15 protein-coding genes and 1 tRNA gene are annotated in these 13,192 nt (G+C 64.4%); 10 read left to right on the top strand and 6 right to left on the bottom strand.

The annotated features are described in order from the left end of the window. Window positions 1-97 precede the first annotated feature (97 nt). The 7 genes from RCP80_RS09130 (at window position 98) to RCP80_RS09100 (ending at window position 5,184) form a co-directional block, all read left to right on the top strand. Window positions 98-1,108 (top strand): zinc-binding dehydrogenase, encoded by a 1,011-nt coding sequence (locus tag RCP80_RS09130; RefSeq protein ID WP_308482023.1) that lies wholly within the window; start codon window positions 98-100, stop codon window positions 1,106-1,108. Window positions 1,109-1,211: 103 nt separating this feature from the next. Further along, window positions 1,212-1,526 carry a type II toxin-antitoxin system RelB family anti-toxin gene (locus tag RCP80_RS09125; protein WP_308482022.1) on the top strand — a complete coding sequence of 105 codons (315 nt, stop codon included), beginning with the start codon at window positions 1,212-1,214 and terminating at the stop codon, window positions 1,524-1,526. Then, window positions 1,523-2,752, top strand: a complete 1,230-nt coding sequence (locus RCP80_RS09120) for a type II toxin-antitoxin system HipA family toxin (RefSeq protein WP_308482021.1) — start codon at window positions 1,523-1,525, stop codon at window positions 2,750-2,752. Before RCP80_RS09125 ends, RCP80_RS09120 begins: the two co-directional genes overlap by 4 nt. A gap of 142 nt (window positions 2,753-2,894) precedes the next feature. Then, entirely contained in the window at window positions 2,895-3,785 is an 891-nt protein-coding gene (locus tag RCP80_RS09115; protein ID WP_308482020.1) for an alpha/beta fold hydrolase, read from the top strand. Window positions 3,786-4,106: 321 nt separating this feature from the next. Beyond that, on the top strand, window positions 4,107-4,250 hold the full coding sequence (locus tag RCP80_RS09110) for a hypothetical protein (protein WP_308482019.1): 144 nt from the start codon (window positions 4,107-4,109) through the stop codon (window positions 4,248-4,250). Between the two features lie 73 nt (window positions 4,251-4,323). After that, complete coding sequence (locus RCP80_RS09105) at window positions 4,324-4,536, top strand: excalibur calcium-binding domain-containing protein (RefSeq protein ID WP_308482018.1); 213 nt, start codon at window positions 4,324-4,326, stop codon at window positions 4,534-4,536. 6 nt (window positions 4,537-4,542) lie between these two features. Further along, a complete protein-coding gene (locus RCP80_RS09100) occupies window positions 4,543-5,184 on the top strand; it encodes a hypothetical protein (RefSeq protein WP_308482017.1) in 642 nt (213 codons plus the stop codon). 113 nt (window positions 5,185-5,297) lie between these two features. On the opposite strand, the gene RCP80_RS09095 is transcribed toward RCP80_RS09100, so the two are convergent. The 3 genes from RCP80_RS09095 to RCP80_RS09085 are packed head-to-tail and all read right to left on the bottom strand — an operon-like array spanning window position 5,298 to window position 7,334. Further along, on the bottom strand, window positions 5,298-5,477 hold the full coding sequence (locus RCP80_RS09095; protein ID WP_308482766.1) for a YegP family protein: 180 nt from the start codon (window positions 5,475-5,477) through the stop codon (window positions 5,298-5,300). Window positions 5,478-5,533: 56 nt separating this feature from the next. Beyond that, on the bottom strand, window positions 5,534-6,919 hold the full coding sequence (locus RCP80_RS09090) for a hypothetical protein (protein ID WP_308482016.1): 1,386 nt from the start codon (window positions 6,917-6,919) through the stop codon (window positions 5,534-5,536). A gap of 28 nt (window positions 6,920-6,947) precedes the next feature. Next, window positions 6,948-7,334, bottom strand: coding sequence for a hypothetical protein (locus tag RCP80_RS09085; RefSeq protein ID WP_308482015.1), 387 nt, complete (start codon window positions 7,332-7,334; stop codon window positions 6,948-6,950). A gap of 733 nt (window positions 7,335-8,067) precedes the next feature. Here RCP80_RS09085 and RCP80_RS09080 point away from each other — a divergent pair. Then, complete coding sequence (locus tag RCP80_RS09080; RefSeq protein ID WP_308482014.1) at window positions 8,068-8,220, top strand: hypothetical protein; 153 nt, start codon at window positions 8,068-8,070, stop codon at window positions 8,218-8,220. 184 nt (window positions 8,221-8,404) lie between these two features. On the opposite strand, the gene RCP80_RS09075 is transcribed toward RCP80_RS09080, so the two are convergent. The 3 genes from RCP80_RS09075 to RCP80_RS09065 all read right to left on the bottom strand — a co-directional run bounded on the left by RCP80_RS09075 (window position 8,405) and on the right by RCP80_RS09065 (window position 11,107). Beyond that, window positions 8,405-8,478 (bottom strand) — tRNA-Ile (locus RCP80_RS09075). A gap of 92 nt (window positions 8,479-8,570) precedes the next feature. Then, window positions 8,571-9,995, bottom strand: a complete 1,425-nt coding sequence (locus RCP80_RS09070) for an APC family permease (RefSeq protein WP_308482013.1) — start codon at window positions 9,993-9,995, stop codon at window positions 8,571-8,573. Next, on the bottom strand, window positions 9,992-11,107 hold the full coding sequence (locus RCP80_RS09065; protein ID WP_308482012.1) for a DmpA family aminopeptidase: 1,116 nt from the start codon (window positions 11,105-11,107) through the stop codon (window positions 9,992-9,994). The genes RCP80_RS09070 and RCP80_RS09065 overlap by 4 nt, the downstream gene beginning before the upstream one ends. Window positions 11,108-11,247: 140 nt before the next feature. Here RCP80_RS09065 and RCP80_RS09060 point away from each other — a divergent pair, with 140 nt between their 5' ends. Both RCP80_RS09060 and RCP80_RS09055 read left to right on the top strand, forming a co-directional pair. Next, complete coding sequence (locus tag RCP80_RS09060) at window positions 11,248-11,859, top strand: TetR/AcrR family transcriptional regulator (protein ID WP_308482011.1); 612 nt, start codon at window positions 11,248-11,250, stop codon at window positions 11,857-11,859. Beyond that, window positions 11,856-12,878, top strand: coding sequence for a threonine aldolase family protein (locus RCP80_RS09055; protein WP_308482010.1), 1,023 nt, complete (start codon window positions 11,856-11,858; stop codon window positions 12,876-12,878). The genes RCP80_RS09060 and RCP80_RS09055 overlap by 4 nt, the downstream gene beginning before the upstream one ends. The last annotated feature ends 314 nt before the right edge of the window (window positions 12,879-13,192 follow it).

Below are 13,192 nucleotides of genomic sequence, written 5' to 3'. Positions count from 1 at the left end.
CTGTGAGCCCGGCAACATCTCGACACATTGTCAATTATCATAGACAATGTGTTTGGCCATGTACAGGCCATCAGCGACGAGATACCTGGAGGGACGCATGACGACCATGAAAGCCGGGCGTATCAACTTCGGCACCAAAGATTTCCGCATCATTGAGGTGCCGATTCCCGATCCCGGCCCGGGGCAAGTCCGCATCAAGGTCGGCGCCGCCGGCGTCTGCCTCTCCGATGTGCACCTGATCAGCGGCCTGGTGGGCCCACTGCGCAACGCCGACGCCGAACGCACCCTGGGTCACGAGGTGGCCGGCACCGTCGACGCCCTGGGCGCCGGCGTCGAGGGCTGGACCGAGGGCAACCGGGTCACCCTGCAGGCCGTCATCGCCAGACCCTGGGGACTGGACACCATGGGCGTCGACTACGACGGCGGCTGGGCCGAATACGTCGTCGTCCCCCAGGAGGTGCTGGTGCCGATCCCGGACGCCATGCCGTTCGAGCAGGCGTGCATCATCCCGGACGCGGTCTCCACACCGTGGGCCGCGATCTGCCACACCGCCAAAGTTCAGGCCGGCGAGGCCGTCGGCGTGTGGGGCGCAGGAGGACTCGGCATCCACGCCGTGCAGTTGCTCCGCATGATCGGTGCGGGGCCCATTGTCGCCGTCGACCCCTTGCCGGCGGCACGCCAGAACGCCCTGCAGCGCGGCGCCGACGCCGCGTTGGATCCCACCGATGCGCGCTTCGTCGACCAACTTCGGGAGCTTCTCGGCGGCGGCGGCCTCGATGCGGCCTTCAACTTCGCCGGCTTCCCCGGCGTCGACGAGCAGATCCTGCCGCTGCTGAACCCGGGCGGACGGCTGACCATCATCGGCCTGAGCGGCCAGCCCCTCACCGTCGAGAACAGCGTCATCCTGATCGCCCATCAGCAGCAGATCCTCGGCCACTACGGATACCTGCCGCCGGACGTGGCCCAGATTGTCCGGCTCACCCAGTGGGGACGATTGGACCTGAAAGGCTCAGTGTCCTCGGTACTTCCGCTGGAACAGGCCCCTGAGGCGGTTCGGCAACTCGAGGAGAAGGACGGCAACCCCATCCGGTTGGTGCTCGTGCCCTAACGGTTTGCGCCGAGAAGCAGCTGCCGTACGCGTTGCCCAAGGACGGGGTGTCCGCAGGTTTCTTCTCGGCATTCCCTAAGCGTGAAAATGCAGGCATAAAGGCTTGACCGCCCCGCTACAGGGCGTCACACTGGTCAATGCCTGGATTTTCAAGCATAGGGGTGAAATGGCACGTCCTCGGCGGAGCCATCCGCGACGCGATGGTCTTATGCCGGAAATAGCACGCATAGGACAGGTCTTTGCCGAGCGCCGGATCGCCCTGCAACTCACTCAACAAATGCTGGCCGACCTAGCCGGAGTCTCGCGCTCCAGTGTCCAATCGCTTGAGCGAGGCACCGGCTCGACCAAGCTCGCCTCGGTTTTGGAGATCGCCAACGTACTGGGACTGCGCGTGCACGTGAGTGCGGCGGCGGAATGACGAGCCCGGCCGCAGTCGACCTACGCGCGATCACCGACGCCGACGTCTACATCGGCGACGACCTCGCGGCCCGGCTGCGTCGCGAGCGCGGAGATGAAGTGACCTTCGACTATGCACATGACAGCGCTTCGACCGCGGGCCGAGTTCGCGAACGGTCCGTTTCGTGGTCTCTGCTCAGATCCGCCAGCTACCCGATTCTCACCACCGGTGGTTCCGTTCCAGCGTTTTTCGCCGGCTTGCTCCCTGAAGGTGTCCGGCTCGGCGTCGTGACCTCATCGACGAAAACCTCTGCGGACGACCATTTCACGTTGCTCCTCGCGATCGGCGCCGACACGATCGGCAATGTTCGAGTCTATCCCAGCGGAGCTGAACCCGAGCAACCTGCGCCCATGTTTGATCCGTTGCGCGACAATGACTTCCACGTCATCTTCACACGGTTGACCGGTTCCGTCGACGCCGACCCGGTAGGCATTGCAGGCGTTCAGCCCAAAGTCAGCGCCGGCATGTTGTCGACTCCGACGCAGACCCCCGCGGGAGCCGCAATACTCAAGCTCAATCCTGCTGGCTACCCCAAGCTGATTGAGAACGAGCACTTTTTTATGACGATGGCCTCGGCATGCGGATTGCGGGTCGCCACTACGTCATTGCTCCACGACTCCCACGGTCGCAGCGCGTTGCTTGTGTCACGCTTCGATCGAGCGGGTGAAACCCGTATCGCCCAAGAGGATGCGTGCCAAGTCGCCAACATTTACCCCGCCTCCAAATACCGCATCAAAGCTGAAACCGCGCTCACCACACTTGCCGAGGCCTGCGAGCGCGGTGGCGGCTCAAAGATCGCCGCGACCGCAGAGTTGTTCAAGACCGTCGTGTTTTCCTGGCTCATCGGAAACGGTGACTTGCACGGCAAGAACCTGTCGATTTTCAACCCGGATGGAATTTGGCAGCCGACTCCCTCCTACGACCTACTCTGCACCCAGCCATACACCCGGTGGCGAGATCCCATGGCGCTGAGTCTGTACGGCCGCTCGAACAAGCTCACTCGCAGCCACTTTGTCGAATCCGGGGAACGGCTCGGTCTTCGGCAGCGCGCCACCAACACCATGATTGACGCGATAGTGGATGCCGCACGTGACTGGCCCGACAAGTGTGGCGCGATCGGTCTCGAAACGAAGCAGACCGAGCTGCTCGCACAGCTGCTGCACGGTCGAATCAAGAGCCTGATGTGACGGGTCTGACTCGCGCCGAGAGATACCTGCGGTGCGCATTTCCGCAGCTCGTAGGGTCATTTAGGTTCTTCTCGGTCCGGACAGTCGACGCGGTCGGCCTACCATTATGGCGACAGACCCGACCGATCCAGAGAGAGCCGCTATGAGCGAGATGAGATTTCTGGAACTACACGGCGATCGCGTCGCCTACCAGGATGTCGGCACCGGCGACGACGCGTTGTTGCTGATACACGGGATGGCGGGAAGTTCAGAGACGTGGCGCGCGGTGCTGCCGCAGCTGGCGAAGAAGCACCGCGTGATCGCACCCGACCTGCTGGGACACGGTCAATCCGCCAAACCCCGGAGCGACTACTCGCTGGGCGCATTCGCCGTGCTGCTGCGGGACCTGCTCGACGAGCTGGGCGTCACGCGCGCAACGGTCATCGGCCAATCGCTCGGCGGTGGCGTGGCAATGCAATTTGCCTACCAACACCCCGACTACTGCCAGCGACTGGCGTTGATCAGCAGCGGCGGCCTGGGCCCCGACGTCGGCTGGACACTTCGCCTGCTGTCCGCGCCGGGAGCCGAGTTGTTGCTGCCGGTCATCGCGCCGCCCCCGGTGGTGACCGCGGGCAACAAGCTGCGCTCCTGGTTCTCGGCGAGCGGCATTCAGTCGCCACGCGGCGCCGAAATGTGGAGCGCATACTCGTCGCTGGCCGACTCGCAGACCCGCCAGGCATTTCTCCGGACGCTGCGCTCGGTGGTCGACTATCGCGGCCAATCGGTGAGTGCCCTCAACCGGCTGCATCTGACGGCCGATCTGCCCACCATGGTCATTTGGGGCGATCAGGACCGCATCATCCCGATTGAACACGGCTACGCATTGCGCGACGCACGGCCGGGCTGCCGGCTCGAGGTGCTCGCCGGCGTGGGGCACTTCCCGCACGTGGAACGGCCCGGCGACGTGGCGGAGTTGCTCGACGAGTTCATCGGGTCAACAAGCCCGTCCGCGCGATCCGTCGCCTCGGCTCCCGAAGAGCAACGCCGTGAGTAACCGGCAAGGATCACCGGAGTAGATCCAAGCATCAGCCGAAACACTGTCAGGCCTCACTCGACGCCATACAACCTCTGAAGTGGGGCGGGCGGGGCTCGAACCGCGACCAATGGATTTGCAGCAAACGGGTATGGACGAGTCCGGTCGAATCCGGTACCCACCGAGGGCACGGCGATTTTTCGCCGCTTTCCACCCCGGTCGATTCGGGTTGATTTTGGGTGATTCCGGCCCATTCTCGCTGAATAAACGATGACCGGCAGGCCCTCTGTACGCACCACATGGCTGCTCTTGACCTGGGCATTCCACCCCTACGCTCGGGGTGTGCGTGATGTAGAGGCCATCGACGGGGACCTACGGCTACTTGCCGCCGTGGGACGACATGCAGCCGAGTACGGCGGCAAGCGGTCGATTGCCCTGGTAGACGCGATACTGGACGAACGCCTGGAGACCACCGAAAATCGGTAGCGGCAACTTTCGAGAAACGCCACTCCCTGGTGGCGCGGTCCAGCTACGCTCCGATCTGCTTTCGTTAGCGTCAATGTCAAGATCGGAACATGACATGGTTCGCACACTCATCGCAGCGGCTGTATTCGGGGGGTTGGTGCTGGGAGGAGCGGCGACCGCCAATGCTGCCCCCTATTACAAGAACTGCACCGCCGCACGGGACGCTGGCGCGGCACCCGTATACGAGGGAGACCCCGGGTACGCGCCACATCTGGATCGCGATGGCGACGGAATCGGTTGCGAGTGAATCAATTTGACGATACAAGGAGACGAAGCGCCCGCCGAGGATCAAGGGGAGTGCGAACCGCTTCGAGTTGCTTTCGAGGGTGAGTTACCGAGCCAGATCGCAGACGCCCGGTCACTAGTACTCGATTTCGAGTTTGCACGCAACTGTGCGCTGCTCTATCAGAACCTCGACAACGTGTCGATTGACGAACCGTCACAGGAGGTTCCCCAGCAGGCACTGTGGTCAGCGGCGGCGATCTCGTACCGACGCGGTTTCTCAACCGGCAAAGCCCTCCTGCAACCTCAGGCCAAGCGACTGAAGGTTCCAGACAACTGGCTCAACTTGCTGAGCCCCGAACAGAGGGAAGCTCACGCTGAAATTCTGGAAGTTGCGAGTCGGCAGGTTGCCCACCAGACTGGACATGCCGAGCACGTACGAGTGATTGCATTGCTTTCGCCACCACCGATGCCACGCGATGTGATGGGGCTCCTGAAGTTCACCGTGAAGCGCACCGGCCCGACAGCTGACCGCATTCAAAAGGTGGTGGAGCTATGCGATGTACTTCTCCTCATCCTCAGCGAGCAGGAGCAGAAGTTGGGCGAGCAACTCATCGGTGCCATCAAGGCGAAGGGACTGGATGAGGTCTACGCATCACCACATTTCGAGTAGATAGCCACTGATTCGACGTAAATCGTTGGAGGATAGTGCGGCTACGGCCTATGACAGGGATCGACCCCCGGCTCTCTCAATTGGGCCGGGGGTCGCCGTCACGGAGCCGGGGGTCAGGTCAGGTCGACAATCGGAGCGCCGGGGGCATTCTTCTGCACCGACTCAATGCCGTTGATAGCACCCGCCTTTGACGTGTACCCCTCACCGGTGGCGATCACCTCGCCGTTACCGACCTTGAGCCTGAACCGGCACTCTCCGCGCGCGTCTTTGTAGAGCTCGAACTTGCCAGCCACTGAATGCCCTTCTCTAGAAACAGATTCGACGGAGGTCACCCTAATGGTCCGTGCAGTCAGGTTGGGCAGGATTCGTCGTACACCATCTCGTCCAGCACGTTCACGTAGCCAGGCCAATCCTCGCTCGGCATTTCCTCGACGCGAATCGTTGACGCCTTCCCGTCCACCCGCAACAGAGTGATCCGGAAGTAAGTCATGGCCCGGTCGCGCCGTCCTACGATCACGCCCTGCTCACCGAGCGCGAAGTCAACGCCAAGACACCCCTTCTTCTCTGTCGTGAGGTTGAAGCTGGCTGAGGTCGCATAGGTGCTGCGAGTACCCACGATGAGGTCTCGGTCAAAAAACTCTGCGACCGCCCCCTCACGCAGTTCGCTTTCTTCCATCGGCCGGGGCGCCAGGGCGGGCGGTGGAGGAGGAGGAGGAGGAGGAGGAGGAGGCGTTGTTGATGTCGTCGTTGTAGTTGTCGTCGCGGTTGGAAGTGCCGAGTGGCTGGGCGAAGATGCAGTCGGAGTTGACTTGGGCGCTCCCCTGCTTTCACTCTGAGCGGTCAGCGCCACTGCGCCTACGAGCGGTAGAACTGTGGTCACGACTACGGCAATGCGGACCGCGCCGGTGAGTTTTACCCAGGCCCATAAGGCCGGGACACACCAGGCGATTGCCAATGCGAAAATGACGAGCTTTAATACAGGCCCGCCGTTGGCAATCGACGCGAGTAGTGTAGCAACAGCCACCACGACAGCCACCCATGTCCCCGCTAGTCCCAGCATGGGCAGGTCTAGCTTTTTCCCAGCCGTTTCCTGGGCGACCATTTTGTCCGCATCAGCGAGGTCAGAATCTGCTTCTGCATCAGTTACATCAGAATCAAGATGCCTCCCAATGTCTCTGACCCTTTCAATCCAACGATTTAACGCAGTCTTCTCGCTCGTTGTATGCACTCGAAAGAGGACGTCAGGTCGATCTTCTGCCAGTGAGGGAGGATTCTCAAGATCGTGGATAACACCGCTCATCCATTCTTGAAGAAATTCAGCAATAACACTCGCACTTGGTATTCCACCACCCCCGGGCAGCGGCCCGTGGGTGATGTGCGCAATAGCGGCAGTGAGTTCTTCAAGCTTCGATATGTGCACGTACTGAATGAGGTACCGCCACGTATTACCGGCCTCGGTAAAGATTAGCTCAGGCGTACTGAACAGAACATTCCGGATGGAACCGTAGGCAGTAGATAAAGCCCTGGCCGGCTGTTCATCGAAACAACCCTTGTAGAATTCCAGATCGGGGAGGTCTTCGTACGGGGGCCCACCCTGGCTGATGCGCAGGAAGAAATCCTCGCCCATTCTTGTCAATATCATTTCATAACGTCGCCATTCATCCCCAAACTCGGCGTCTGTACGCCACGCGGTTTCCCTCTCATCGGGTGCGTCCGAGTCGGGCATAGAAGTCATGCAGGACACCATACGAGAGCGACACTGTCTACAGCTCTGCGATGTCAAAGAGTGATTCGTACAGTTCCACCCCGGCCTCTATCTGCTCGGGCGTCATGCCCGATCGCACAAAGTCCAGGACCATGTGGCCGATTGGGCGCAGAAGGGCACCGGGCCTCAGTATGCCAGGTTCGGCAATCATGTCCGGTATCGTCTGGTCGATGTAATCGCTTGGGAGAGTGAGCGTCTCAGCGACTGCCCGGTAAACTTGGCGTAGCATCCGCACATGGCAGGTAGACCACCACTCCGAATTGGGAGCCACGCCAAGATCACCCGGCAGTACCAGGGCGGCGGTGTTTGGCTGGCACGGTGCCGATACCGGGACAGCGACGGCGTGACCCGAATCGTCCAGCGGGTAGGCCCCGCTGATGAACACGACAAGCACGGCACGCTGGCCGAGGACCTATTGATTGAGGCCCTGACACAGCGTCGGCCACCCGTCGCGGGCGGGGCCGAGGTCATCACCCCCGATACCCGTGTGATGGCACTGGTGGCCAATCACTTGGGACGCCTGGCCGAGGATGGACGCTCCCCCGCCACGCTGGCCACCCTCCAGTTCGCCGCTGACAGGCTCTCAAAGTTCCTCGGTGGTGTTCGAGTACGCGAGGCAACCACTGCCCGCGTAGATGCCGCGCTGCGATCCATGCGCACCGCCCACGGTCCCACGATGGCCAAGCAGTCCAAGACGGTGCTGCGCGGCGGGTTACAGCTCGCAGTGATGGCCAACGCCATGGGCTCTAACCCCGCCCGTGACGTTGACCCGATCAAGCCCAAGGCGCAACCCAAGGGTGCTCTGTCGCTCACCGCCGAACAGTTGCGCGCACTACTGCTGGGGGTCCCAGGGGTCCGAGTTCTGCGGGGAGCACGACCTGGCCGACCCGATTATCTTGCTGGTGGGCCACCGGGCTACGTCGGCCGGAACTGCTGGCATTGCAGTGGTCCGACTTCGATGCCGACGCTGGCAGGCTCTCGGTCACCGGCAAGTTGGTGCGGGCCAAGGGCCATGGGTTGCAACGTCTGGCCGACGCCAAGACGGCGGCAGGTCTACGTACGGTTGCGCTCCCCAAATTCGCCGTAGACATGCTCAACGAGCGCAGGGCCGTCTGTACGTGGGTGAGCAGCTGATGATCTTTCCGGCCACCTCTGGCACCTGGCGGGACCCGAACAATTTCGGCAAGCAGTGGCGCAACGTCCGCGAGAAGCTCGGCGCGCCGGATGCAACCACGCACTCATTCCGACAAGGCCGTGGCAACGCTGATTGACGACGGGGGTCTGTCCGCCCGCGTCGGTGCAGACCAGCTCGGACACTCTCGGGTGAGCATGACTCAGGACCGCTACATGGCCCGTGGCCGGGTCCATACCGAGGTTGCTGCCCTGCTTGACCGTGCCATGTGCGATGAATAAACGATGACTCGGCGCAACGGTTTGGAAAAACACCGTGTGAAGTGGGGCGGGCGGGGCTCGAACCCGCGACCAATGGATTATGAGTCCACGGCTCTAACCAACTGAGCTACCGCCCCTGTCGCGATAACGCGGCCACTATGTTCCCATGGCCACGCCGATGCCAGCACGCAAGGTCAGCCCAGAGCCGTGCCCGTACCGATTGGTGCCCTCACCGCGGCGGGTTCACGGGTTGCCCGGGTTTCCAGGCCAGCGCCCCGAGCACCAGCCCGGTGAACGGCACCGCCGCCAGCACCGCGCTGACCGCCACCGAACCGCCGGTCACCAGGGTGAAGTTCGACAGCACCAGCCACAGACTGCCCAGCAATCCCAGCAGCGCCGCGACCGGCACCACCCGGGTCTGCCACAGCCGGCCGCGCGCCGCCTCGGAGTTGCGCAGGAAGTACACCAGCACCGCGAGCGTCGTCGTCAACATCATCAGCACCATGCCCACGGTCGCGACACCGGCCATCGAGCCGAAAACCCCTACCAGCGGGTCGATTCCGAGGATCGCGAAGATGATCACGATCACCGTGGCGGTCACGGTCTGCACCAGCGACGAGAACGCCGGCGACTGATGCCCCGGGTGCACCGCGCCCAGTCGTCGCGGCAGCAGACCCTTGCCGCCCAACACGAACTGGTAGCGCGCGATCACGTTGTGGAACGACAGCACGCAGGCGAACAGGCTCGTCAACAGCAGCACGTTGACGATGTCGCGCCCGAGCCGGCCCAGGGTGTCGTTGGTGGTGTCCAACAGCATGTTGGCCTCACCGTCGAGGGTTTGTTGCGCGACGGCGGCCACGTTGTCGGGGCCGATCGCCACGACGAACGCCCAGCAGGTGATCGCGTAGAACGCGCCGATGATCAGCACCGCGGCATAGGTCGCCCGCGGAATGGTGCGCTGCGGATCGCGGGCCTCGTCCCGGAACACCGCGGTGGCCTCGAAGCCGATGAACCCGGTCAGGGCGAACAGCACCGCGATTCCCAGCGCGCCGCTGGCCACCACCTCCGGGGTGAACGAGGCGAAGGTCACGCCGGCCGGGCCCGGGTCGGCGACGATCACCAGATCCAGGATCGCGACGATGCCGATCTCGAGCACCAACGCCACGCCGAGCACCTTCGCGCTCAGCCCGATGTGCCGGTAGCCGAGCACCGCCACGATCGCCAGCACGGCGAATGAATAGACAGGCCAGGGTATTTGCGGACCGCCGTAGAACTTCACGGTGTCGTCGATGGCCCAGCCGATGTAGCCGTAGATGCCCACCTGGATCGCCGTGTAGGCGATCAGCGCGACCACGGCGATCCCCTTGCCCAGCCGGTCCCCCAGCCCGACGGTGACATAGGAGTAGAACGCGCCGGCCTCCGGCACGTGCGGGGTCATCGTCACGAACCCGACGCTGAACAGCAGCAGCACCAGCGCGGCGATCGCGAACCCGACCGGCGCGCCGGCACCGTTGCCCAAACCCATCGCCAGCGGCATGTTCCCGCCGATGACGGTCAACGGCGCGGCCGCCGCGACCACCATGAACACGATGGCGATGGGGCCGAGGCGCCCTTGCAGACGGGGCTTCTCGGACGTGCGGGTGTCGTCGGTCATCGAGGCTCCTGGCGTCGGGCGGATGGGTCGGCGAGCGAACTGCGAAGCAGGTCGTGGTCCAGCGCGTGCACGGTCAGGCCGTTGCGACCGGTCATGGTGGTGGCGGCGACCATCGCGTTGACGATGGCCTCCTCGGTGGCCTCAATGGTCAGATCGAAGAGCCGGGTCATCAGCTGCGGGGCGAGCATGCGGACCGCCACCTCCGGCTGCGCCACGTCGACGTTCTCGTCCCACGCGTACGGCGGGATGCCACGATTGCCGGTGGAGAACGCCAACATCAGGTCCCCGCTGTACTGCTCGCCGGTGCCGCCCACCCGGGCCACCCCCAGCGCGGCGCGCTGCGCCAGGCGCGCACATTGATGCGGCAGCAGCGGCGCGTCGGTGGCTACGACCACGATGATCGAACCCGAGCCCGGCTCGTAGCCCGGCGGGATCGCCGGCTCCGGAACGACGGTGGCGTCGATCCGCTCTCCGGCCGGAAACCCGTTGATTCGCAAGCGTTCCCGACGGCCATGGTTGGCCTGCACCAGGACGCCGACGGTGTAGCGGCCCCCGGCGGTGTCGGTGACCCGCGAGGACGTGCCGATGCCGCCCTTGAAGCCGTGGCAGATCATGCCGGTGCCGCCGCCGACATTGCCCTCGGCGACGGGCCCGTCGGCGGCCGCGGCGAGGGCGGCCTCGACGTGCTCGGGCCGCACGTGAAACCCGTTGATGTCGCTCAGGAGGCCGTCGTAGGTCTCCCCCACCACCGGCAACGACCAGTAGACCCCCTCGCCGCGCGCGGCCACCTGAGCGGCGACCAGGGCGTCCCGTACGACGCCGACGCTGTGGGTGTTGGTCAGTCCGATCGCGGTGGTGAGCTCGCCGGATTCGCGGATCCACTCCAGGCCCGTCATCTCACCGCTGCCGTTGAGCCGGTGGGCGCCGGCGAACACCGGTTCGGTCCAGATGTCCTGGTGCGGGACGATCACAGTGACCCCGGTGTGCACCTCCGGTGTCCCGGACTCGTCGAGCGTGGTGTGGCCGACGCGCACGCCCGCGACGTCGGTGATGGCGTTGTTCGGCCCGGTCGGGTGTGCCCCGATGACGATGCCGAGATCCCTCGTGCGCATGTCTTCGCTCCAGCCGTTTTTTTCCCTGATGGAAAAGAATGGACCCTGACGGGCCGTTCCGCAATCGGAATCGAAAAACTCGCCCCGCCCGGTACCGTCGATATCGTCAGTATCGCCGAGGGACCTGGAGCACCGCACGCGTGGCACGACCCAACCGCCAGATCGAACGTCGCACCCAAATTCTGGACGCCACAATCGCTTTGATCGAGCGCAACGAGCTGGCAACCCTGCGGATCGTGGACGTGGCCGGCGAACTGGGGCTCACGGCGAACGCAGTGCGTTATTACTTCAAGGACATGGCCGAGCTGCTGTCCGAGTTGGCGCTGCGCTCCGACGCCCGGTTTTACGACGACCGTCGGCAGGTCATCGAACGCACCACCGACCCGGCGACCCAACTCGCCTTGACCATCGCCGCGGGCCTGCCCACCGGGCCCGAGGACGCCGAATGGCGGGCCATCTGGCGGGCGGTACTGGCCGCCGGTTTCGAGCTGGACCAGCGCCGCGACGTGCAGGGCATCTACCACCGCCAGGTCGGGCTCTACGCCGGGCTGTTGAGCTCCGGCGCCCAGGCGGGGGTGTTTCGGCTGACGTCGCCGGCCCGCGACATCGCGATGACGCTGATGTCGATGGAGGACTACCTCGGCTACCGCATCGTCGCCCGCGACCCGGCGCTCGACCGGGAGACCGCGCTGCGCTTGATGCGCCAATACGCCGAACTCGCCACCGGCGCCGAGTTGCCCGACACCGTATGACCACGCCCCGCCTCGCCGCGTTCGCCTCCGACAACGCCGCACCCGCCCATCCCGCCGTGCTCGACGCGCTGATCCGCGCCAACGACAGGGCCGTGGCGGCTTACGGCAACGACCCGATCACCGAGCGCGCCGCCCAGCGGTTGCGGGACGCCTTTGCCTGCCCCGACGCCGAGGTCCTGTTCGCCTTCACCGGCACCGGCGCCAACATCATCGCCCTGAGTGCCGCGGTGCGGCCCTGGCACGAGATCCTGTGCAGCGACATCGCCCACGTGCTGCTCGACGAGACGGGCGGCCCGGTCCGGATCTCCGGCGCCCAGCTCACCAGGCTGCCCAGCGACGACGGCATCATCGACGCGGCCGAGTTGGATCGCCGGGTGGTGCGCCGCGGCGACGTGCACCATTCGCAGCCGAGCTTGGTGTCGCTGACCCAGTCCACCGAAAACGGCCGAATCTGGCCGGTGGCGGCGCTGCGGGAGTTCGTCGACCGCGCCCATGCGCTGGACCTGCTGGTGCATATCGACGGGTCCCGGGTGGCCAACGCGATCGCGGCGCTGGGCGTCGAGCCCTACGAGGCGATCGGCGACGCCGACATCGTCACCGTCGGCGGCACCAAGAACGGCCTGCTGCTCGGCGACGCCATCCTGGTGCGCCGCCCCGAACGCTTCGACGGAATCCGCTTTGTGCAGAAGCAAATCGGACAACTGGCGAGCAAACAGCGTTACGTCTCGGCGCAGTTCGAGGCCGTGCTGACCGACGGACTGTGGCTTCAGACCGCGGCCCATGCCAACGCGATGGCCGCCGAACTCAGCAGCGGACTGCGCACGTTGGGATTTCGGTTGGCGGTACCGACGGAGGCCAACGAGGTCTTCGTGTACCTCGAGTCCGCTGCCCGCGAGCGCATTTCGCGCTACGCGCTGCATCAACCCGACCCGTTGACGCCGATCTACCGGTTCGTCTGCTCATGGGCCACCACCGCGGACGAGGTGTCGGACGTTCTCGAGCTACTGCGGTCGGGCTGAGCGGGCGCGGAATCCGGGTGCCCTCCCGCGACCCGGCACAGAATCGCCTGAGCCCGGGCGAAACCGTGCGAATCTGTGTCGGCTCGCGAAAGTAAATGGAACGTGAACAGACCCCCGCACCCGGACCACCAGCGGCGATCCGCCCGTGGCGATGTTTGCGCAGGTCAGCGCGTACAATGGCGTCATCGCCCTGTACTTTTACGACCGGAGAGTGCCCCAATCACCTATTCAGACACCGTTCACCCGAGCACCCAACTGCTGCCTGCGGAAACGAAGATCCCCAAGTCCGTCAAGCACAAGCGACCTGCCCCGCT

The organism is Mycolicibacterium sp. MU0053 (assembly GCF_963378095.1).
Classification (GTDB): Bacteria; Actinomycetota; Actinomycetes; order Mycobacteriales; family Mycobacteriaceae; genus Mycobacterium; species Mycobacterium burgundiense.
Note: the sequence above shows the minus strand (reverse complement) of the source record. Positions and strands in the feature narration are given on the sequence as shown.